The sequence below is a fragment of the Bradyrhizobium sp. CCH5-F6 genome (assembly GCF_001556045.1).
Lineage (GTDB): Bacteria > Pseudomonadota > Alphaproteobacteria > Rhizobiales > Xanthobacteraceae > Bradyrhizobium.
Map to the genome: position 1 here is coordinate 83,598 of NZ_LSIC01000124.1, position 22,187 is coordinate 105,784.

Annotated in this window: 19 protein-coding genes; 14 read left to right on the forward strand and 5 right to left on the reverse strand. The window is 64.7% G+C overall.

Annotation, left to right across the window (positions count from 1 at the left end; all coding sequences use genetic code 11):
- Positions 1 to 78 precede the first annotated feature (78 nt).
- Positions 79 to 687: a TetR/AcrR family transcriptional regulator gene (locus AX729_RS23280; protein ID WP_082770520.1), complete on the reverse strand. Its 609-nt coding sequence runs from the start codon at positions 685 to 687 to the stop codon at positions 79 to 81.
- Positions 688 to 790: 103 nt separating this feature from the next.
- Here AX729_RS23280 and AX729_RS23285 point away from each other — a divergent pair, with 103 nt between their 5' ends.
- The 3 genes from AX729_RS23285 (at position 791) to AX729_RS23295 (ending at position 2,186) form a co-directional block, all read left to right on the forward strand.
- Complete coding sequence (locus AX729_RS23285; RefSeq protein WP_061026623.1) at positions 791 to 1,486, forward strand: PspA/IM30 family protein; 696 nt, start codon at positions 791 to 793, stop codon at positions 1,484 to 1,486.
- Positions 1,487 to 1,525: 39 nt separating this feature from the next.
- A complete protein-coding gene (locus AX729_RS23290; RefSeq protein ID WP_061026624.1) occupies positions 1,526 to 1,801 on the forward strand; it encodes a YiaA/YiaB family inner membrane protein in 276 nt (91 codons plus the stop codon).
- Between the two features lie 178 nt (positions 1,802 to 1,979).
- Positions 1,980 to 2,186 carry a hypothetical protein gene (locus tag AX729_RS23295; RefSeq protein WP_061026625.1) on the forward strand — a complete coding sequence of 69 codons (207 nt, stop codon included), beginning with the start codon at positions 1,980 to 1,982 and terminating at the stop codon, positions 2,184 to 2,186.
- 104 nt (positions 2,187 to 2,290) lie between these two features.
- Here the strand turns inward: AX729_RS23295 and AX729_RS23300 are convergent, their stop codons facing one another.
- Positions 2,291 to 3,136, reverse strand: a complete 846-nt coding sequence (locus AX729_RS23300; RefSeq protein WP_061026626.1) for an SDR family NAD(P)-dependent oxidoreductase — start codon at positions 3,134 to 3,136, stop codon at positions 2,291 to 2,293.
- A 181-nt stretch (positions 3,137 to 3,317) separates the two neighbouring features.
- Here AX729_RS23300 and AX729_RS23305 point away from each other — a divergent pair, with 181 nt between their 5' ends.
- The 4 genes from AX729_RS23305 to AX729_RS23320 all read left to right on the forward strand — a co-directional run bounded on the left by AX729_RS23305 (position 3,318) and on the right by AX729_RS23320 (position 8,489).
- On the forward strand, positions 3,318 to 4,814 hold the full coding sequence (locus AX729_RS23305; RefSeq protein ID WP_061026627.1) for an aldehyde dehydrogenase family protein: 1,497 nt from the start codon (positions 3,318 to 3,320) through the stop codon (positions 4,812 to 4,814).
- Positions 4,815 to 4,931: 117 nt separating this feature from the next.
- Positions 4,932 to 6,059 (forward strand): alkene reductase, encoded by a 1,128-nt coding sequence (locus AX729_RS23310; RefSeq protein WP_061026628.1) that lies wholly within the window; start codon positions 4,932 to 4,934, stop codon positions 6,057 to 6,059.
- 155 nt (positions 6,060 to 6,214) lie between these two features.
- Entirely contained in the window at positions 6,215 to 6,718 is a 504-nt protein-coding gene (locus AX729_RS23315; RefSeq protein WP_061026698.1) for a GFA family protein, read from the forward strand.
- 109 nt (positions 6,719 to 6,827) lie between these two features.
- Entirely contained in the window at positions 6,828 to 8,489 is a 1,662-nt protein-coding gene (locus AX729_RS23320; RefSeq protein ID WP_061026629.1) for a thiamine pyrophosphate-binding protein, read from the forward strand.
- Positions 8,490 to 8,598: 109 nt separating this feature from the next.
- Here AX729_RS23320 and AX729_RS23325 read toward each other — a convergent pair whose 3' ends face one another.
- Positions 8,599 to 9,978: an LLM class flavin-dependent oxidoreductase gene (locus AX729_RS23325; protein WP_061026630.1), complete on the reverse strand. Its 1,380-nt coding sequence runs from the start codon at positions 9,976 to 9,978 to the stop codon at positions 8,599 to 8,601.
- Positions 9,979 to 10,255: 277 nt separating this feature from the next.
- Between AX729_RS23325 and AX729_RS23330 the strand changes: the two genes are divergently transcribed.
- The 6 genes from AX729_RS23330 (at position 10,256) to AX729_RS23355 (ending at position 16,159) form a co-directional block, all read left to right on the forward strand.
- A complete protein-coding gene (locus AX729_RS23330; RefSeq protein WP_061026631.1) occupies positions 10,256 to 11,653 on the forward strand; it encodes a M20 family metallopeptidase in 1,398 nt (465 codons plus the stop codon).
- Between the two features lie 87 nt (positions 11,654 to 11,740).
- Positions 11,741 to 12,652, forward strand: coding sequence for an amino acid ABC transporter substrate-binding protein (locus AX729_RS23335; RefSeq protein ID WP_061026632.1), 912 nt, complete (start codon positions 11,741 to 11,743; stop codon positions 12,650 to 12,652).
- Between the two features lie 117 nt (positions 12,653 to 12,769).
- Entirely contained in the window at positions 12,770 to 13,501 is a 732-nt protein-coding gene (locus AX729_RS23340) for an amino acid ABC transporter permease (protein WP_061026633.1), read from the forward strand.
- Between the two features lie 3 nt (positions 13,502 to 13,504).
- A complete protein-coding gene (locus AX729_RS23345) occupies positions 13,505 to 14,197 on the forward strand; it encodes an amino acid ABC transporter permease (protein ID WP_061026634.1) in 693 nt (230 codons plus the stop codon).
- Between the two features lie 189 nt (positions 14,198 to 14,386).
- A complete protein-coding gene (locus AX729_RS23350) occupies positions 14,387 to 15,118 on the forward strand; it encodes an amino acid ABC transporter ATP-binding protein (protein WP_061026635.1) in 732 nt (243 codons plus the stop codon).
- A 180-nt stretch (positions 15,119 to 15,298) separates the two neighbouring features.
- The gene (locus AX729_RS23355) at positions 15,299 to 16,159 is read left to right on the forward strand and encodes a D-amino-acid transaminase (protein ID WP_061026636.1); all 861 of its coding nucleotides are present in this window, start codon (positions 15,299 to 15,301) and stop codon (positions 16,157 to 16,159) included.
- Between the two features lie 167 nt (positions 16,160 to 16,326).
- Here the strand turns inward: AX729_RS23355 and iaaH are convergent, their stop codons facing one another.
- The gene (gene iaaH / locus AX729_RS23360) at positions 16,327 to 17,751 is read right to left on the reverse strand and encodes an indoleacetamide hydrolase (protein WP_061026637.1); all 1,425 of its coding nucleotides are present in this window, start codon (positions 17,749 to 17,751) and stop codon (positions 16,327 to 16,329) included.
- A 74-nt stretch (positions 17,752 to 17,825) separates the two neighbouring features.
- Positions 17,826 to 21,275: an indolepyruvate ferredoxin oxidoreductase family protein gene (locus AX729_RS23365; protein WP_061026638.1), complete on the reverse strand. Its 3,450-nt coding sequence runs from the start codon at positions 21,273 to 21,275 to the stop codon at positions 17,826 to 17,828.
- A 152-nt stretch (positions 21,276 to 21,427) separates the two neighbouring features.
- Here AX729_RS23365 and AX729_RS23370 point away from each other — a divergent pair, with 152 nt between their 5' ends.
- On the forward strand, positions 21,428 to 21,883 hold the full coding sequence (locus AX729_RS23370; protein WP_061026639.1) for an Lrp/AsnC family transcriptional regulator: 456 nt from the start codon (positions 21,428 to 21,430) through the stop codon (positions 21,881 to 21,883).
- The last annotated feature ends 304 nt before the right edge of the window (positions 21,884 to 22,187 follow it).

The window sequence follows — 22,187 nt, forward strand, 5'->3', positions numbered from 1 at the left end:
TCAGGCTTGCGACGACCAAGAAGTCGCGCGAAGCGCGAATGCGCCTTCGCTGTTGCCGGCGAACTCTGCTGATCGCCTTTAAGCGGCCCGTCCGACCAGTCCGTCAATCATTGCGCGCACGAGCGTCGCGATCTCCTTGCGCAGCGCCGGCAGCGGTACAGCGACGAGCTTCTGCTCCAGTCCCAGCGCCACCATGCCATGCACGGCCGAGAACAGGCTGCGCGCCGTAATGCCGAGTTCCTCAGGGCTGCGCTCTGGAAACAGTGCGGCGAGCGGCTGGTAGATGTGGCGGAACAGCTGCATCTGGTCGTTGACGGACCAGTCGGGGACGACCTTGTCGGCCTCCATTCGATGCTCGAACAGCGCGCGCCAGAGTTGGAGATTCTCGGCGGCGAAATCGCAATAGGCGATCGCGATGCGGACCAATGCCTCCCGCGGCGATAGGTCGCCCGCGCTCACCGCCAAGCTGAGCGTCTCGTCGAGCCGGATCAAGGTGCGCGAGCCGACCCGCAGAATCAGCTCGTCCATGTCGGCCACGAGATTGTAGACCGCGCCATTGGCGCAGCCGATCTCGCGGGCCAGATCGCGGGTTTTCAGGCCGGCCAATCCCCGGGTCGCGATCATCCGCTCCGCGGCCTGGATCAACTCCAGTCGCAATTTCTCGCGTCGTTCCAAGGCCTTAGTCATTTTTTTATCAAATTCATGAGCGATGCTCAAAATTATCTTGAACGATGTTCAAGTTGCCTGCTACAAACCATCCGTGAGCAACGCTCATAACAGGGAGCAGCATATGTTCAAGACTGTAGTGACACTCTTCCGCGGCAGCGTAGCTGCGGCGGGCGAGGAGCTGGAGGAACGCACGGCCCTTCTGATCCTGGATCAGCAGATGCGCGACGCGGCCGCCGCCGTCGAACGCAGCAAGCGGACGCTGGCGCTGGCAATCGCACAGGACCAGCAGGAAGGCCGCAAGCTCGAGGCGACCGTCGCCCGCATCGCCGATCTCGAGACCCGTGCGGTCGCGGCGCTCGACGGCGGCCGCGAGGATCTCGCCCGGGACGCGGCCGAAGCCATTGCCGGCCTGGAGGCCGACCGCGATGCCGCGATGACGGCGCGCGCGCTGTTCGCGACCGAGATCGCCCGGTTGAAGTGGCATGTCGCGAACGCGCAGGCGCGCATCACCGAGCTCGATCGCGGCCGTCGCGTCGCCCGAGCCTCGGAGGCGGTGCACTCGCTTCGCCGCAGCGGCATCGAGGCGGCACGTCCTTACGAATCCACGCTGCCCGAGGCGGAGAGCACCTTGCGGCGCCTGCGCGAGCGGCAGATGGAGGCCCAGGCCGCCGACGATGCGCTGGTCGAGCTCGATGCGGCTACCGGTCCGCTCGCCACCGCCGAGAGACTCGCCGAGCAGGGTTTTGGTCCGCGGCTCAAGACCACTGCGGACGACGTGCTGGCACGGTTGAAGTCCAGGCATACGCCGACGGTCTGATCTCACACCCAAACCTCGATCGAACAACAGGAGACCATCATGAACCAGAACGGCCAGCCCCACAGCAGCGCCTGGGTGACCTTCACTTACGTGTCCTTCGCAGCCTCCGCGTTCCTCTTGGCCGTCGGCGTCTTCTTCCTGCCGATCGACCTCTGGATGAAAGGCTATCTCACGATGGGCATCGTGATGTTGATCCAGACTTGCATCACCCTGACCAAGACCGTGCGCGACAATCACGAGAGCAGCCGGCTGGTGAACCGTATCGAGGACGCGAAGGCCGAGCGTTTGCTGATGGAGGTTTCCAAGGCGGCCTAAAGGCCGCTTGAACCGGCCCGGACGAGGAGCAAGAGAGCCGCGGAGCAACACGCTTCGCCGCTCTCGCGTCTGGAACCATCCGGAATGACGTCTTGATGGGCCGGCGGTCCTCATCACGATTGTGATTCGAATGCAGGTGCGTTATGGCTCTCGCGCTTTCCAGAGGCGGAGACGAGCTTTGTCGAAACAATCCTTGCGCGAAGAGGCCGAACGCCTGATCCGCGAATCGATGGAAAAGAAGACCGTCGTCGTCAAGCAGGGCACGACCCGCATCGAGGCGGTTTGCGGCAAGTGCGGCGCCCCGAACCGGGTCCAGGCGGAAAAGGGACAGGCCAGGGTCAAGTTTGCGTGCAAGCAATGTGGGCACAAGCAGGAGACCTTGTAGTCGGGCCCTCTGATCTCACGGTGCTGTCGCGCTCCAGCTCCTCAAGCTGAGGAGCGGCACTTCGAGTCGCATCGACGGCCTCGCGCCCCATGAGGTTTCGACAGTCAGTCACTCTCCACGAATGTCTTGAATGCATCCGCGTAATCCGGATGCCAGCGCGACAATGGCGGGCGGTTCTCGACGATGTCGCCCGCGGCCCAGAGCATACGCTTCTCGTCGAGGGCGCGCGGCACGTCGTTGTCCGGGCACAGAATGTAGAAATCGCCCACCTCGAGCCGCGCCAGCATGAAATCGACCGTCTGTTCCGGCGTCCAGGCGCCGGCCGGCTTCTCGGTCCGTCCCTTCGCGGTCAGGCCGGTGAACACGAAGCCCGGGATCAACAGATGTGCCGTGATGAGGCAGCCCTTCGTGTTGCGCAGCTCGTGTTGGAGCGCCTCGGTGAACGCTTTCACGCCGGCCTTCGAAACATTGTAGGCGGGGTCGCCCGGCGGCGTGGTGATGCCCTGCTTGGAGCCGGTGTTGATGATGAGGCCGCGCCGGCCGCGTGCGATCATGTTCGGCGCGAAGATTCGCGAGCCGTTGATGATGCCCCACATGTTGACACCGATGATGCGCTGCCAATGGTCGGGCTCCCCGAACAGCGTGCTGCCCGGTTGGATGCCTGCATTGTTCATGAGGATGTCGGTGCCGCCGAAGCGTTCGCGCACGGCGCGTTCCAGTTCCGTCACGCTCTCGGCCTTGCTGACATCGACGGCGGCGGTCATCACGTTTGCCGAAGCCGTGACGGATGACAGTTTTGTTGCAGTCTCCGCCAGCCGTGCCTCGTCGACATCCGCGACACACACCTTCATCCCGGCGCGCGCAAAGGCGGTGGCGGCAGCAAATCCGATGCCGGATGCACCACCCGTGATCACGGCAACATTATCTTTGACGATGGCGGGATGTGGCATGGATCGTCTCCGTGGAGGGCTCTCGGTCGAGTTATAACATGGCAGCAGTCCGACCCTGTACAAGTCGGCATGGGAGCTCTTCGTCCTGCGCTGCCTTTACGCCTATCCGGCACGGCTGTATCCTCGACCGAGCGATCCCGCCCAGATCGAGCCAATCAATCACCTGACAGGGAGTGCAGCCATGGCTGTGTCGCAGGCTATTCCGATCACGCGCCATCCGTTCGCCAACGGTTCCTACAAGCAGATGCTGATCGACGGGAAGTGGGTCGATGCCGCCTCCGGCAAGCGTTTCGAGACCCGCAATCCCGCCACCGGCGAGCTGCTCGCCACCGTCGCCGAAGGCGACAAGGAAGACATCGATCGTGCGGTTGCCGCCGCCCGCCGCGCCTTCGAGGGCCCCTGGAGCAAGGTCAAGCCGTTCGAGCGGCAGAACCTGCTCTTGAAGCTCGCTGACCTCGTCGAGAAGAATTTCGACGAGTTGTCGCAGCTCGACACGCTCGACATGGGCGCGCCGCTCAGCCGCACCCGCGCCTATCGGCTGCGCGCCGTCGGCATGCTGCGCTACTATGCCGGCCAGGCCACCGCAATCCATGGCGAGACCATCGAGAACTCGCTGCCGGGCGAAATCTTCTCCTACACGCTGAAGGAGCCGATCGGCGTCGTCGGCGCCATCATTCCCTGGAACGGTCCGCTCACAGCGACGATCTGGAAGATCGGTCCTGCAATCGCGACCGGCTGCACCGTGGTGCTCAAGCCCGCTGAGGAGGCGCCGCTGACGTCGCTGCGCATCGCCGAACTGGCGATGGAAGCGGGCGTGCCGCCCGGCGTCATCAACGTCGTGCCCGGCTATGGCGAGACCGCGGGCGCTGCGCTCGCCTCGCATCACGACGTCGACAAGGTCGCCTTCACCGGCTCGCACGTCACGGGCCAGTCGATCATCCGAGCCTCCGCCGGCAACCTCAAGCGCGTCTCGCTCGAGCTCGGCGGCAAGTCGCCGGACATCGTGTTCGCGGACGCCGACCTCGATGCCGCCGTGCCGGGCGCGGCGATGGCGGTGTTCGCCAATTCGGGGCAGATCTGCAGCGCCGGTACACGCCTGTTCGTCGAGCAATCGATCTATGACGAGTTCGTCGGCCGCGTCGCCGAGTTCGGCAAGAAGCTGCAAGTCGGCAACGGCCTCGATCCCAACGTACAGATCGGACCGCTCGTCTCCGAGCAGCAACTCGAGCGCGTCACCGGCTATCTCGACATCGGCCAGAAGGAAGGCGCGAAGGCGCTCGCCGGCGGCGGCCGCGTCACCGAAGGCGCGCTGTCGAAGGGCTTCTTCGTCTCACCGACGGTATTCGCGGGCGTTGAGGACAATATGCGCATCGCGCAGGAGGAGATTTTCGGTCCCGTCATCTCCGCGATCGCGTTCAAGGACATGGATGAGTTGGTCAAGCGCGCCAACAACACCACGTTCGGCCTCGGCTCCGGCCTGTGGACGCGTGACGTCAGCAAGGCCCATGCGGTGGCGAAGCGCCTGCGTGCCGGCTCGGTGTGGGTCAACTGCTACCAGGCGATGGACCCGGCCGTGCCGTTCGGCGGTTACAAGATGAGCGGCTACGGTCGCGAATCCGGCAAGCAGCACGTCGAGGAGTATCTCAACGTGAAGGCGGTCTGGATCAAGACGGCGTAAGGGCTGTTCCTCCGCGTTCCGCGAGGGGGAATATCTGCTTCTTGTGGGGCGGCGCCTTTGCCGGTGGCCGCCCCACGCTATATGATCAGCATCCTTCCATAGAAAATCGGTGCCAGCATGAAATTTCCGGCGTTGTTCAAACCGTTGCAGGTCGGTCCGTACAAGCTCGCGCATCGCGTCGCGATGGCGCCGCTCACGCGCATGCGGGCCGAGCGTGAGAGCTTTGCGCCGCGGCCGCTCAACGCCGAATATTACGGCCAGCGCGCAACGCAAGGCGGCCTGATCGTCGCCGAGGCCTCGCCGGTGCTCTCGCACGGACGCGGCAATCCGGCAACGCCCGGCATCTATTCGGAGGCGCAAATCGCGGGCTGGCGCAAGGTGGTCGATGCCGTTCACGCCAAGGGCGGCATCATCTTTCTCCAGCTCTGGCATGTCGGCCGCGTCTCGCATTCCTCCTTTCACGGCGGCGCGCTGCCGGTGTCGGCTTCCGCCATCCCGATCAAGGCGGAAGGCATGAGAGCGATGACGGCCGACGGCAAGATTGCCGACTACGAGACGCCGCGCGCGCTGGAGACCGAGGAGGTCAAGGGCATCGTCGAGGCGTTCCGGCAGGGTGCGAAGAACGCGCTCGCTGCCGGCTTCGACGGCGTCGAGATCCACGGCGCCAACGGTTATCTGCTCGAGCAGTTCCTGCAATCGCGCAGCAACCAGCGCACCGACCAATATGGCGGCTCGATCGAAAACCGTGCGCGGCTGCTGCTCGAGGTCACGCAGGCGGCGATCGACGTCTGGGGGGCGAACCGCGTCGCCGTCCGGCTGTCGCCTCACGGCATCGCCAATGATTCCGGCGAGCCCGATCCGATGCCGCTCTATACATACGTCGTGAAGGCGCTCGACAAGCTTGGTCTCGCCTATCTGCATTTCATCGAGCCGCGCTCCAGCGGCGCCGGCCGCGCCGACGTGCACTGGGAGAACGTGCCCTCGGCAATGGTGCTGTTTCGCCCGCTTTACAGCGGCGTGCTGATGACGGCGGGCGGCTTCACCGGCGAAACCGCGAATGCGGCGATCGCCGACGGCCATGCCGACATCATCGCCTTCGGCCGCATCTTCATCTCCAATCCCGATCTGCCGCGCCGGCTTCAGCACGGCTATCCGATCACGCCGTACAACCGCGCGACGTTCTATGGCGGCGAGGAGAAGGGATATACGGACTATCCTGTTTATGACGAGCTGACGCCGGCCTAGGTCTCGCTGTCATTCCGGGGCGCCGCGTAGCGTCGAGCCCGGAATCCATTTCGCCCTCCGGCGTGCCGCCTGATGGATTCCGGGCTCGCGACTTCGTCGCGCCCCGGAATGACGATCGTATTGTCGCACGCGCAATGCCGATGGAGAGACAGGCCATGGCCAAAGCCGCAGCCGCCGCAGGGATCGCAACCGGGCAATGTCTCTGCGGCAAAATCACCTTCGAGATCGACGTGCCGGCGCGTTGGGCCTGGCACGATCATTCCGCCGCCAGTCGCCGCGCCCATGGCGCGGCTTACGCGACCTATGTCGGCAGCTGGAAGAAGCGCTTCCGCATCACCAAGGGCCAGACGGCTCTCACCCGCTACGAGGACAAGGCCACGAAGACCACGCGCAGCTTCTGCTCGCATTGCGGCACGCCGATCGCCTATGAACGTCCGCGCGGTCCGCACATGGTCAACATTCCCCGCGCGTTGTTCAAGGAGCGCACCGGCCGCCAGCCGCTCTATCACATCGCGATCGAAGAGCTGCAGGAATGGGCCTATAGCGGCGAGCCGCTGGTGCCGCTGAAGGGTTTTCCGGGTGTGGTCTGGCAGCGCTCGAAAAAGAAGAAGCGGGCGAGAGGCGAAGATCCGTTCGAACTGGGGCGGGAGGAGATGTAGCGCGCTGCGTTCCCACGCAACGCAGCCATGACCGCGCTTCCTTGCGTGCCTCCCAGGACTTCGGCCATCATGCGCCGTCCTTGCGGCAACGCCCGCTCCTGGAGGAAACATGAAGAACAAGATCACCGGCCGCTCCGCCTTTCTCGCGCTGCTCAAGGATGAGGGCATCACGCATCTGTTCGGCAATCCCGGCACCACCGAGCTGCCGATCATGCACGCGCTGAAGGATCATCCCGATCTCACCTATGTGATGGCGATGCAGGAGAGCCTGGTGGTCGCGATCGCCGATGGCTACAGCCGCGCCTCCGGCAAGCTCGTCGCCTGCAACGTGCACGTCGCACCGGGCCTCGGCAACGCGATGGGCTCGCTCTACAACGCCCAGTTCACGGGCACGCCGATGATCCTCACCGCCGGCCAGCAGGAGCAGGGCCATGGCCTGATGGAGCCGGTGCTTTACGGTCCCCTGGTGCGCATGGCCGAGCCGCTGGTGAAATGGGCGGTCGAGGTGACGCGTCTGGAAGACCTGCCGCGCATCGTTCGCCGCGCCGCCAAGGTCGCGACCACGCCTCCGACCGGCCCCGTGTTCATCTCGCTGCCCGGCGACATCCTCAACAGCGAGGCCGGAATCGATCTCGGCCGTTCCACGCGCATCGACGCCCGCACCAAACCGTCGGATGAGGCGCTCAGGGCCTTTGCGGCGCGCCTGCTCAAGGCCGAACGTCCCGTGATCGTCACCATGGACGAGGTGGTCAAGAGCGACGCGCTGAAGGAAGCGGCGGAGCTCGCCGAACTGCTGGGTGCTGCCGCCTATCAATCCTCGACGCCCTATGGTTCGCACTTCCTCTCGGAGAGCCCGAGCTTCGTCGGCACGCTTGCGCGCGTGCAGAAGGTCGCGCGCGATACACTCGCGCCTTACGATCTCCTGATTGCGCTCGGCGGCGATCCCTTGCGGATGTCGGTGTATAGCGAGGTCGATGCGCTGCCGGACGGTCTCGGCATCGTGCAGGTCGGCCTCGCCGATTGGGAGATCGCGAAGAATTACGGCGCCGAGATCGCGCTGAAGGCGGATCTCAAAGAAACGCTGCGTGCGCTGATTCCGCTGCTGAAGGAGATGGGCGGCGCTGCACTGGCGCAACGTGCAAGACAGCGTCTCGCCGAGCTTGCGCCCAAGAACTGGACCGCGCTCCGCGCCGCGCTGGTGGAGCAGATCGGCAAGAGCGAGGGCCGCAGCCCCATCGATCCGGACTTCCTGGTGCTGCAGATGGTCGAGGCCATGCCGGACAATGCCATCCTCGTCGACGAAGGACTCACCTCCAGCCGCCAGATCACGGCGCTGCGTCCGCACCGCGACCGCTACGGCTATCACGGCCTCGCCTCCGGCGGCATCGGCTGGGGCCTGCCGGCGTCGGTCGGCGCCAGCATCGCCAATCCGGACCGGCCCGTGGTCTGCTTCTCGGGCGATGGCAGCGCGATGTATTCGATCCAGTCGCTCTGGACGGCGGCGCATCACAAGCTGCCGCTCAACGTCGTCATCGTCAACAATGGCGGCTACCGCATCATCAAGCAACGCCTGCTCGCCTTCCATGGCGATGACAATTACGTCGGCATGGATTTCGTCGATCCGCCGGTGGATTTCGCCGGCGTCGCCAAGGCGCTCGGCTGCGAGGCGATCAAGGTCAGCGACCCCCGCGAACTAAAGGCGACGCTGTCGTCGGCGTTCAGCCGGCCGGGGACGAAGCTGATCGAGGTGATGGTGGACGGGAAGGTGTAGGACAGCGCCTACACTGTCATTGCGAGGAGCGCAGCGACGAATCAATCCAGGCTGTTTCCGCGGAGGGTTTCTGGATTACTTCGCTTCGCTCGCAATGACGAGGAGGCAGCTACCCTTTGTTCCCCACCCGATACCCGGCCGCCGGATGCTTGGCATCGAGCCTTGCCCGGCCCGCGCCGAACAGCTTCTCCCGCAGCGTCCCCTTCGCATACTCCTTCTTGTAACGTCCGCGCCGGGTCAGCTCCGGCACCAGCATGTCCGCGATGTCCTCGAAATCGCCGGGTGAGATCGCGAACGCGACATTGAGCCCGTCGACGTCGGTCGCCTCGAACCATTGCTCGATCTTGTCGGCGACCATCTCGGGCGTGCCGACCACGACCGGGCCGGCGCCGCCGATGCCGACATGCTCGATGACGTCGCGCACGGTCCAGACACGGTCCGGATCGGCGCGGGTGACGTTGTCCATGGCGCTGCGGCCGGCGTCGTTCTGGACGTGGCGCACCTGCTGGTCGAGGTCGTAGCCGGAGAAGTCCACGCCGGTCCATCCCGACATCAGCGCGAGCGCGCCCTCGGGGCTGATGTGGCGGCGGTAGTCGGCGTATTTCTCCTTCGCCTCGGCTTCGGTCCGCCCGAGGATGATCGTCATCATCGAGAACATCAGGATCTCGGCCGGGTCGCGGCCGAGCGCGGCGGCCTCTTGCCGGATGGCGGACACACGCGGTGCGATCACCTTGGCCGACGGCCCCGACATGAACACGCATTCGGCATGCCTGGCCGCGAATTGCCGCCCCCGCGGCGAGGTGCCGGCCTGGTACAGCACCGGCGTGCGCTGCGGCGACGGTTCGCTGAGATGAATCGTGTTGTTGATGCGGTAGTTCGTGCCCTCGTGATGGACGCGATGAACCTTCGCGGGATCGGTGAAGATGCCGCGCTTGCGGTCCCGCAGCACGGCATCGTCCTCCCAGCTTCCTTCCCAGAGCTTGTAGACCACCTCCATATATTCGTCGGCGATGTCGTAACGGTCGTCGTGCCCAGTCTGCTTGTCCTTGCCGGCGCCGCGCGCAGCACTGTCGAGATAGCCGGTGACGACGTTCCAGCCGATCCGCCCCTCGGTGAGGTGATCGAGCGTCGACATCCGCCGTGCGAACGGGTAGGGCGGCTCGAAAGACAGATTGCTGGTGACGCCGAAGCCGAGATTTTGCGTCACCGCGGCCATGGCCGAGAGCAGCAGCAGCGGCTCGTTCGACGGCGTCTGCGCCGCGTTGCGCAAGGCTGCGTCAGGGCTGTTGCCATAGACGTCATAGACGCCGAGCACGTCGGCCAGGAACAGCCCGTCGAAACGGCCGCGCTCCAGCGTCTTGGCGAGATCGATCCAGTAGGGCAGGCGGTTGTAGTCGGCGGTGCGGTCGCGCGGGTGGGTCCACAGGCCCGGTGACTGGTGTGCGACGCAATTCATCGCAAAGGCGTTGAGCCTGATCTCTTTGGCCATGCTGGTCCCCTCGGCGCCCTGTACTGAGGGCTCTTCGAATGCTAGATGTGCGCCCCAACTTGGCGAAGTTCTTGCATATGTTTGGGTCTTGGCAAGGTCAAAATCGGCGGTGCCGCCGCGCGTGGCAAGCCAATCTCGAGCGAGCAACAGCGAAATCCCAAGTCAACGTCCAAGACAACCTCCAAGCCAACTTCCAAGACGTGCCCAAGCCCCCGCCATTCGACGGCTCACGTAGCCCGCTACGTTCGCCCGTGTCGAAACCTTGAAAACGAAAGCAATGACCAGAGCCGACGCCATCGCCCGTGCCCGTGACGATTTCAAGTCCGGTGCGTTTCTCGCCGAGCTCGACCGCCGCGTCGCGTATCGGACCGAAAGCCAGAACCCGTCGCGCGGCACCGAGCTGCGCGCCTATCTGGAGCAGGAGATGCAGCCGGCCTTCGCCGCGCTGGACTTTTCCAGCCGTATCGTGGAATCGCCGAGCGGCAAGGCGCCGTTCCTGTTTGCCGAGCACCGCGAGAGCGATTCAGCGCCGACCGTGCTGGTTTACGGCCATGGCGATGTCGTCGATGGCATGGAAGGCGAGTGGCGCGATGGCCGTGATCCCTGGCGCACCACCGTTTCGGGCACGCGGCTCTACGGCCGCGGCACCGCCGACAACAAGGGACAGCACAGCATCAACATGGCGGCGTTGCGCGCCGTGCGAGATGCCCGCGGCGGCAAGCTCGGCTTCAATGCCAAATTCATCATCGAGATGGGCGAGGAGATCGGCTCGCCCGATCTCGGCAAGGTCTGCGATCTCAACCGCGGTGCGCTCGAGGCCGACCTGTTCATGGCCTCCGACGGGCCTCGCCTGTCCGCCGACCGGCCGACGCTCTTTCTCGGCTGCCGCGGCGGCATCCGCATCCATCTCGACGTGAATCTGCGCGATGGCGGCCACCATTCCGGCAATTGGGGCGGTGTGCTCGCCAATCCCGCGACCATCCTGGTCAACGCGATCTCGACGCTGGTCGATGGCCATGGCCGTCTCCTGCTCGACGCCTTGAAGCCGCCCCGGCTCACCAACCAGATCCGCAGCTATCTGGCGGACGTGGAGGTGGTGCCGACCGCGGACGAGCCCGCGCTGGCCGAGAACTGGGGCGAGGAGGGCCTGTCGGCGGCCGAACGGCTCTATGCCTGGAACACGCTGGAGGTGCTGGCGATGTCCTCGGGCAATATCGAGAAGCCGGCGAACGCCATCCCTGGCCATGCCAATGCCGTTCTGCAGCTGCGTTTCGTGGTCGGGACGAAGGTGGAGGGCCTGATCGAGGCGATCCGCGCGCATCTGGTGGAAAAGGGTTTTCCGATGGTCGAGGTGCGGGCGGCCCAGAGCTTTGCTGCATCGCGCACCGATTTCGACAGCCCCTGGATCAAATGGGCAGCGGAATCGGTCAGGGAGACCACGGGAAAGGCGCCGGCCGTGCTGCCGAATTTCGGCGGCTCGCTGCCGAACGACGTGTTTTCCGAGATTTTGGGCCTGCCGACGATCTGGGTCCCGCACTCCTATCCCGGCTGCTCCCAGCATGCGCCCAATGAGCACATCCTGCTGCCATTGACCGAAGAGGCCTTGACGATGATGGCCGGGCTGTTCTGGGATCTCGGCGAATTGCCAAGACCGCTGACAGGCCCGTTAACCTGAGGCATTGGTCCAGCCGAAAGTCACATTCAAATCCGGCCCGATTTGTGCTTGCATCCGGCCGCATCATCCTGAAAGGGGAAGAAGAAAGTGAAACATTTCCGTAGCATCGGGCTCGCGCTCGCCGCGACCTTCGTCGTCAGCCAGGCCGGGGCGCAGGAGCTGACCGGCACGCTGAAGAACATCAAGGACACCGGGGCGATCACGCTCGGCTTCCGCGACTCCTCGATTCCGTTCTCCTATCTGGACGACAACCAGAAGCCCGTCGGGTTCGCGATGGACATCTGCTACAAGATCGTCGACGCAGTGAAGAAGGAGCTCAAGCTCGACAAGCTCGAGGTCAAGCTCAACCCGGTGACGTCGGCGACGCGTATCCCGCTGATGGCCAACGGCACCATCGACCTCGAATGCGGCTCGACCACCAACAATGCCGAGCGCCAGAAGCAGGTCGCCTTCACCAACACCCACTACCTGACGGCCAGCCGCTACGTCTTCAAGAAGGCGAGCGGCCTGAAGTCGATCGACGATCTCAAGGGCAAGACCGTCGTCTCGACCGCTGGCACCACCAACATCAAGCAGCTCACCGAAGCCAACGTCGCGAAGGGCCTCGGCGCCAACATCATTCCGGCCAAGGACCACGCCGAAGCCTTCCTCATGGTCGAGACCGACCGCGCGGTCGCCTTCGTGATGGACGACATCCTGCTGGCGAGCCTCGTCGCCAGCTCGAAGAACCCGGACGACTATGTCATCTCCAAGGATGCGTTCTCCAAGCCCGAGCCCTACGGCATCATGCTGCGCAGGGACGATCCCGCCTTCAAGAAGGTGGTCGATGCGGCGACGGCGGCGCTCTATACGTCCGGCGAGGCCCAGAAGATCTACGACAAGTGGTTCACCCAGAAGATCCCGCCGAAGGGCCTGAACCTCAACACGCCGATCTCGGCCGAGCTCAAGAACGAGTTCGCCAAGCCGACGGACTCGCCGAACCCGGACGACTACAAGTAAGATCAAACCTCGATCTTTCGATCGGGATCATGTCCGGCCACTCTTGACACCAGGGTGGCCGGACATTTGCATAGGCGCTCAGGACATCCATGACTGGCGCGTTCGCGCGGGGGACACGTGAACTATAACTGGAACTGGGGAATCTTTTTCCAGCCGAACCCGATGGGGACCGGCACCTATCTCGACATGCTGCTGTCGGGCTTGGTGCTGACCCTCAAGACCGCGGCGCTGGCCTGGGTCATCGCGCTGATCACCGGCTCGATCGTCGGCGTGATGCGCACGCTGCCCTCGAAGGGGGCGAACTGGTTCGGCTTTGCCTATGTCGAGTTCTTCCGCAACATGCCGCTGCTCGTGCAGCTCTTCCTGTGGTACTTCGTGCTCCCGGAGCTGCTGCCGAAAGCTGCGGGCACTTGGCTGAAGCAGTTGCCGAACGCGCCGTTCTGGACGGCCGCGATCGGCGTCGGCTTCTTCATGTCGGCCCGCGTCGCCGTGCAATTGCAGGCCGGCATCGGTTCGCTGCCGCGCGGGCAGAAGATGGCCGCAACCGCCCTGGGTCTGACCACGGTGCAGACCTATCGCTACGTGCTGCTACCGATGGCATTCCGCATCATCCTGCCGCCGCTCACCTCTGAATTCCTCAACACCATCAAGAACACGGCGGTCGCGATCACGATCGGCCTGCTCGAGCTGACCGGACAGGCGCGCTCGATGCAGGAATTCTCGTTCCAGGTGTTCGAGGCCTTCACCGCCGCAACCATCCTCTACCTCCTCGTCAACGCCGTCGTCGTGACCGGAATGCGCTTTCTCGAGCGCTGGGTCGCGATCCCCGGCTACATCACGGGGAAATAAGCGATGTTCGGCAATCTCGATTTCGATGTCATCCGCCGCGCACTGCCCTATCTGTTCCTCGAGGGCATGACCTTCACGTTGACGCTGACGGGGCTCGCGGCCTTTGGCGGTCTCGTCTTCGGCACGGCACTCGCGCTGATGCGGCTCTCCGGCTTCAAGGTCCTCGGCCGCATCGCCGGAATCTATGTCGACTTCATGCGCTCGCTGCCGCTGGTGCTGGTCATCTTCTGGTTCTACTTCCTGGTGCCCTATATCGGGCAGTGGGTGACCGGGGCCGCGCGGCCGATCAGCGTCGGCGCCTTCGCCTCCTCGCTCATCACCTTCATCATGTTCGAGGCCGCGTATTTCTCCGAGATCATGCGTGCCGGCATCCAGTCGATCTCGCGCGGACAGCCGGCTGCTGCCAGCGCGCTGGGGCTGACCTACGCGCAGTCCATGCGCTACGTCGTGCTGCCGCAGGCTTTCCGCAACATGCTTCCGGTCCTGATCACGCAGACCATCGTGCTGTTCCAGGACACCTCGCTGGTCTACGTGCTGTCGATCACCGACTTCCTGGGAGCGGCCAGCAAGGTGGCGCAGCGCGACGGGCGCCTGGTCGAAATGTACCTGTTCGCAGCAGTCGTCTACTTCACCATCTCCTGTATCGCGTCCTATGGCGTCCGCCGCCTCCAGGCGCGCATCGCCATCATTCGCTAGGTGGAATGTGGGTTTGACTTATCACCATGCGGTGCCCTTCACCTCTCCCATCGGGAGAGGTCGGATCGCGTCAGCGATCCGGGTGAGGGGCTTCGCGCCGAAGATTGACCTGAACCCCTCACCCGGCGCTTCGCGCCGACCTCTCCCGGTGGGAGAGGTGAACCGAGTCTGCCGCAGGGCTTGAGAGACATGATCGAAATCAGCCACGTCAACAAATGGTACAGCCCGAGCTTCCAGGTGCTGACCGACTGCACCACCAGCGTCACCAAGGGCGAGGTGGTCGTGGTCTGCGGCCCCTCCGGCTCGGGCAAGTCGACGCTGATCAAATGCGTCAACGCGCTGGAGCCGTTCCAGAGCGGCGACATCCTGGTCGACGGGACCAAGGTCAACGATCCCAAGACCAATCTGCCGAAGCTGCGTTCGCGCGTCGGCATGGTGTTCCAGCACTTCGAGCTGTTTCCGCATCTCAAGATCATCGACAATCTCTGCCTCGCGCAGGAGAAGGTGCTGGGCCGCTCGCGCGACAAGGCGCAGACCAAGGGCATGCAACTGCTGGAGCGCGTCGGCCTCAAGGAACAGGCGCAGAAGTTTCCCGCGAACCTGTCCGGCGGCCAGCAGCAGCGCGTCGCTATCGCTCGCGCGCTCGCGATGGATCCGATCGTGATGCTGTTCGACGAGCCGACCTCGGCGCTCGATCCCGAGATGGTCAGCGAGGTGCTCGACGTCATGGTCGATCTCGCCCGCGAAGGCATGACCATGATGGTCGTGACCCACGAGATGGGCTTCGCCCGCAAGGTCGCCAACCGCGTCATCTTCATGGACCGCGGCGAGATCGTCGAGGACGCGGCGAAGGACGATTTCTTCGGCAAGCCGCGTAGCGACCGCGCGCAGAAGTTCTTGTCGAAGATTCTGTCGCACTGACCGGTCGTCATCCCGGGGCGCGCGTAGCGCGAGCCCGGGATCCATCAGGCCGCGTGCGCGGGGCGAAATGGATTCCGGGCTCGTCGCTTCGCGCCGCCCCAGAATGACGGAACGAGGGGTGCTCGGCGCCCCCGATTCGCGTATAACCGGCCAATTCCCTTCCTCCCCAGGAGACCTGCCTTGGACTCGATCGCCTACGTCAACGGCTCATTCGTCCCGCTTTCGGAAGCCAAAATCTCGGTGCTCGATCGCGGCTTCCTGTTCGCCGATGGCATTTACGAGGTCTCGGCCGTGCTGGACGGCAAGCTGGTTGACAATGCTTCGCATCTGGCCCGGCTGGAGCGTTCCGTCGGCGAGATCAAGCTGAAGCTCCCGGAGACGATCGAGCGCATCACCGAGCTCCAGAAGGAGTTGATCGCGCGCAACAAGCTCGAGAACGGTCTCGTCTACCTCCAGGTCACGCGCGGTGCCGACAAGGGGCGCGACTTCCCGTTCCCAAAGGGCGACGTCAAGTCGAGCCTGGTGATGTTCACCTCGGAGAAAGACATCATCAACGCGGCGGCGGCGAAGACCGGCATCAACGTCATCACGGTGCCCGACATCCGCTGGGAGCGCCGCGACATCAAGAGCGTGGCGCTGCTGGCGCAGGTACTGGCGAAGCAGGCCGCAGCCGAAGCCGGCGCCGGCGAAGCCTGGATGCTGCAAGACGGCTACGTCACCGAGGGCGGCTCGTCGTCGGCGTTCATCCTCACCAAGGACGACGTCATCGTCACCCGCAAGAATTCCAACGCGATTCTGCCCGGCTGCACCCGCAAGGCGGTGATCGCGCTTGCCGAGGAGCGCCAGCTCCGCGTCGAGGAGCGGTCCTTTACGGTCGCCGAAGCGCTTGCTGCCAAGGAGGCGTTCATCACCAGCGCGTCCTCGTTCGTGCAGCCGGTGGTCGCCATCGACGGCAAGACCGTCGGCGACGGCAAGCCGGGTCCGATCGCAACGCGCCTTCGCGAGATCTACGTGGAGTTCGCCAAGGCGACGGCCGTTTAAGTCGAACGCTCCGCGAAAGGCGAGTCGCAGGCAGGGAATCACCAAAGTCAGGTGTCATCGCCGGATTGACCGGCGATCGTGGACACCGGCGGCGACCGGCCCGGTGATCTCGGTATGGGACAGGTTCAATATCGCCTGACGCGCGGGCGCGTCTGATCAACCCCTACTCATGATCGGCGCGGCGGCGGCAATCGTCCGAATAGGGTCTCCAGCGCCATTCCAATGGCAAGCAGGCGACGGTCGCTTCCTGCCGGGCCGTCCAGCTCCAGCCCGATCGGCAATTGGCTGGTGCCGCCGAGCGCGACCGGGATCTGAACTCCGGGAATACCGGCATTGCTACCGGGATCGGTGTTCTGGATGAAGAGGGCGAAGTTTTCGAGGCTGCTGGAGTCGGCATTGGAGGCAATCGCGACGCGCGGCGTTGTCGGGAAGGCGATGGCGTCGAGTTTGTTGCCGGAAAACGTGTCGCTGTACAGCGCTTGAAGTGCAGGGCGCGCGATCTCGATCGCGGCATCGTATATCGGCTTGGCGTCAATCAGCGTGTCGTCGGGGCCCGGCAGCTTGCGCGGGATGACGAGGCCATCATAGGTGCCCTTCACGTCGGGGCTCGAGATTTCCTTCGCCAGCGCTTCGATGCTGAGGCCGGTGCCGGTGTGCTTCAGATACGCGATCATGTCGTCATAGGCTTCATACATTGCGACCGGGAAGCCGACCTGACCGTTGAGCCCGGCCAGTTGAGGCATCTCGATCTCGACGATCGTGATGCGCTGAGCCTTCATCTTCGCAATTGCCGCGTGGAAGGCGACCTCGGTGTCGGCATCGAGATTGGTCAGCATCGACTTGACGATGCCGATCCGGACCTGCGTCAAATCGGCCGGCGCAATCTCGTCTCCACCGGCGATGACGCGGTCGAGCAGCGCGACGTCGGCCATCGTCGCGGCCATCGGGCCCGCGGTGTCTCGGGTATGCGAGATCGGGGCGATCCCTGCTTGCGGATAGCGTCCGACGGTCGGCCGCAGCGAGGCGCATCCGTTCAGCGCAGCGGGCACACGCACCGATCCTCCCGTGTCGGTGCCGAGCCCGCCCGCGACGATCCGTGCGCCGATCGCGGCACCCATCCCGGACGAGGAGCCGCCGGCGATCCGCGCGCGGTCATAGGCGTTGCGCACGCCGAACTCGGTGCCGGTCTTGAACGCGGTGTTGTAGCCGGAAATGCCGAAGGCCAGTTCGTGCATGCTGGTCTTGCCGATGATGACCGCTCCGGCGGCACGCAGCTTTGCCACGACGGGCGCATCGGCTTTCGGAATGTAGTCCTTCAGCGCCGAGGTGCCGGCGCTACAGGGCAGCCCGGCCACCTCGATATTGTCCTTGATCGCGATAGGCACGCCGCCGAGCGGCTTGCTGCTGTCGCTCCTTGCGTCGAACGCCGCGGCGGCCTCCAGGGCACCGGCCTCGTCCAGCGTGATGAAGGCATTGAGATCGGCATTGGCGTTGGCACGGGCGAGCGCTTCCGTCGTGAGCGCGCTGCTCGTGATCTTCCCGGCGCGGAGGTCGGCCGTGGCCTGGGTCAAGGTCAACTGGTCGTAATTCATGATGCGTCACCCGATTGCAGAGGTGCCATCAGGGCGTCCCCCGACACGGAAGCTGAAGCCTCGCGGGCGCCGCGTCAACCGGTGGCGTGCATCTTTGCCGGCGATGGCGTGCCCAGTTCGGTCAACAGCCGCTCGACTTCCGCCGTCACCTTGCCGATCGCGGCATCCTTCACCGGGCCATAACCGCGGATATCCAAGGGCGCTCTGGCAATCGCGACGAGATCCGGGAGGCGCGCTGCGTCGAAGTCGACGAGCATCCGGTCGATCAGGCCTTCATACCAGGCGATCAGCTCGCGTTCGGCGCGGCGCTCCGCGCTGTAGCCGAACGGATCGAACGGCGTTCCGCGCAGCCGCTTCAAGCGCGCGAGTATGCTGAGAGGCATCTGGATCCACCGTCCGAAGGCGCGTTTGCGCGGACGTCCGCGTGCATCGCGACGCGACGGCAGGAACGGCGGGGCGAGGTGATACTGGATCTTGAAGCCATCCTCGAATTCGCGTTTCAGCTCGTCGAGGAAGCCGCTCTGCATGTGCAGCCGCGCCACCTCGTACTCGTCCTTGTAGGCCATCAGCTTGAACAGGGTGCGCGCGACGGCCTCGGTCAGCGCCTCGCTGTTCAGGCTCGCTTCGGCATCGCGGACGTCGGTGACGACCCTCCGGTAGCGCGCCGCATAGGCCGCGTTTTGATAGGCGGTCAGGAAATCCACGCGCCGAGAGATGAGCTGGTCGAGCGTCTCGGCTTCGGGCGCAGACTCCGTGCTCGGGAGGAAGTCCGGGTCCGCCGCTGCGATCCGGCCCCAGGCGAAGGCCTGCTTGTTGCGTTCGACGGCGACGCCATTGAGCTCGATCGCGCGCAGCAGCGCCTGCAGCGAGACCGGGACGAGACCGTGTTGCCAGGCAAAGCCCAGCATGATGATGTTGGCATAGACGGCATCGCCGAGCAGCCGTTCTGCCAGCGCATTCGCGTTGATCGTGTCGAGATTGCCGTCGCCGATGACCTGCCGGATTGCGCGCAGGCGGGCAGGGGAGGCGAGATCGGCGTCGCGGAAGCGGACCACGTCGCCGGTCGGCATCTCCGCGGTGTTGACGATTGCGCGCGTGCCCCGGCGATAGGTGCCCGACGCCTTCGGCGAGGAACTGACGACGAGGTCGCAGCCGATCAGCGCATCGGCCGAGCCCTGGTCGATGCGGACCTGATGCAGTGCTTCTGGGCTCGCGGCGACGCGGATATAGCTCAGCACCGGACCGAACTTCTGCGCAAAGCCTGTAAAATCCAGCACCGAGACGCCCAAGCGTTGGAGATGAGCGGCCATGCCGACCAGCGCGCCGACCGTGATCACGCCGGTGCCGCCGACGCCGGTCACGAGCAGGTCATAGGGGCGCTCGAGCGTTGCGGGCGTGGGCAGGGGCAGCGTAGCGGCGCGGCCGACCGCGTCGACCTGGCTCGCGCTTTTCTTCCGGCGCGTCGCGCCTTCGACGGTCACGAAGCTCGGACAGAAGCCGTTGAGGCAGGAGAAATCCTTGTTGCAAGCCGAGAGATTGATCTGCCGCTTGCGGCCGAACGGCGTCTCCTTCGGCTCGACGCTGAGGCAGTTGGATTCGACCGAGCAGTCGCCGCAGCCCTCGCAGACGAGGTCGTTGATGTAGGCGAAACGCTTGGGATCCGCCATCTGCCCGCGCTTGCGCCGGCGCCGCTTCTCGGTGGCACAGGTCTGCTGATAGATCAGCACTGAGACGCCGGGGATCTCGCGCAGCTCGCGCTGCACGGCGTCCATCTCTTGGCGCGGATGTATGGTGACGCCGGCCGGCAGGTCGGCGGGCGAGAATTGTGCGGGATCATCCGACACCAGTGCGATACGCCCCACACCTTCGGCGCGGACGCTGTGCGCGATGGCATGGACGCTGACGGGCCCGTCGACCGGCTGGCCGCCGGTCATCGCCACCGCATCGTTGAACAGGATCTTGTAGGTGATATTGGCCTTGGCGGCGATCGCCTGCCGGATCGCCATCGAGCCGGAGTGGTAGTAGGTGCCTTCACCGAGGTTCTGGAACACATGCTTGTGGCCGGTGAATCGCGACGATGCCGCCCAGTTCACGCCTTCGCCGCCCATCTGGATCAGTGAGGAGGTTTCGCGGCCCATCCAGCTCGCCATGAAATGGCAGCCGATGCCGGCGAGGGCCTTCGATCCCTCCGGTACCTTCGTTGACGTGTTGTGCGGACATCCCGAGCAGAAATAGGGTGTGCGCGTCGCGCCCGAGACGTTGATCGTGCGTGCGGCCTCCGGCATCAAGGCGGCCGCGCGTGCTGCGAGATTGAGCCCAGGGAACATCGGGTCGAGCCGGCGCGCGAGCACGCCGGCGAGCGCGCGCGGCGACAATTCGCCGATCCAGGAGATCAGCCTTGCCCCTTGCTCGTCGTGCTTGCCGACCATGCGCTCCGGCTTGCTGCCGGGATAGTCGTAAAAATATTCCTTGAACTGGCTCTCGATGATGCCGCGCTTCTCCTCGACCACGAGGATCTCGCGCTTGCCCTTCACGAAGTCCATGGCGTCGTGCAGCGCCAGCGGCCAGACCATGCCGACCTTGTAGACGTCGATCCCGATGCTGCGGCAGGCTGCTTCATCCAGGCCCATCAGCCGCAGAGCTTCCATCAGGTCGAGATGCGCCTTGCCCGTGGTGACGATGCCGTAGGTCGCGTTCTGAATGTCGTAGATGTGCCTGTCGATCGGATTGGCCTTCGCAAAGGCGTAGACCGCGTGCTTCTTCGCCTCCAGCCGCTCCTCGATCTGCGGGCCCGGCAAGTCGGGCCAGCGATAGTGCAGGCCACCCGGCGGCGGCGTGAAGTCGGGCGCGCGGAAGCCGCGATCCGGGCACAGCGCGACGGATGCGGCCGATTCCACGATCTCCGAAATCGCCTTGAATCCGACCCACATGCCGGAGAAGCGGCTCAGCGCGTAGCCATATTCGCCGAACGCGAGATATTCGCTCACGCTTGCGGGGTGCAACGTCGGCATGAACCAGCTCATGAAGGCGACGTCCGACTGGTGCGGCATCGAGGACGAGACGCAGCCATGGTCGTCGCCGGCGACCACCAGCACGCCGCCATGCGGCGAGGAGCCATAGGCGTTGCCGTGCTTGAGCGCATCGCCGGAGCGATCGACGCCGGGTCCCTTGCCGTACCAGAGCCCGAACACGCCATCGACCTCGCGATCGGCCTGCGTCTCCACCTGCTGCGAGCCGAGCACCGCGGTGGCGGCAAGGTCCTCGTTGACCGCGGGGAGGAATTCGATGCGGTCCCGCTTCAGCCGCTCCTGGATGCGCCACAGCTCGAGATCGACGCCGCCGAGCGGTGAGCCGCGATAGCCCGAGATGAAGCCCGCGGTGTTGAGGCCGCGGGAGCGGTCGCGCCTGACCTGGTCGAGCGCGATGCGGACGATGGCCTGTGTGCCCGTGAGGAAGACGCGCCCCTCCGCGCGGTCATAGCGGTCTGAGAGCTCGTAGGCGTCGAGTGATGGAATGGCGTCCATGGCGGACCTCGCAGGGCACTCTGCCCATGGGCGAAGGTTAAGCCCGGGCGGCTGGTAGGTCTTACCTATTCGTTCTATCTTCGCCCATAATTCGGTAGGATTTTTTGATTCTTGGGCAGTTTTGGTAGAGTCTATCGAATTGAGGTGCATTCATGATCGAAGAGCAGGACGCGCGGATTCTCGCCCACCTCCAGAAGGACGGTCGCGCCACCAACCAGCAGCTCGCGGACGAGGTTGGCATGTCCACCTCGGCCTGCTGGCGTCGGGTGCGCGCACTGGAGGAAGCCGGCATCATCCAGGGCTATGCGGCGCTGGTTGCGCGCGAGCAGGCGGGCTTTGCGATGTCGGCCATTCTCCACGTCTCGCTGGAGCGGCACGACGCCAAGTTCGTCGACGAGTTCGTGGCGCGCGTGACGAAACGGCGCGAAGTGCTGGAGTGTTTCGCGACCACGGGCGATGCCGACTATCACCTGCGCGTCGTCGTGCAGGACATGCCCGCCTACAACCGCTTCCTCGACGAGTTCATGTTCCGCATTCCCGGCATCCGCTACGTCCGCAGCAATGTGGTGCTGAAGGAGATCAAGGCGGGTGTGGCGCTGCCGTTTTGATGTTGCCGCCATCGCGCGGCACAAACCGGCGCCGTCAGGTTGCAGGGGAGCAACTGGTCGGGATCGCGCCGGCCTTGCCGGCCTCTCAAGCTTTGCTGCGAATATCAATCTTCCGTAAACCAATACGGGGCCGGAAATTCGTGAAGGGAGCGGCCTTGGCTCGAGTTTGGCCGTGCGGCGGTATTATAGACAATTTGGCGTCCCACATTCGCAGCTCGTTCACTTTGATGGACGGTTTGCAGCGCGCAATAACGACCACTTAGGCGGTCGCCTCCCATAAAGTTACCCGGGAGAAATAGGCAGA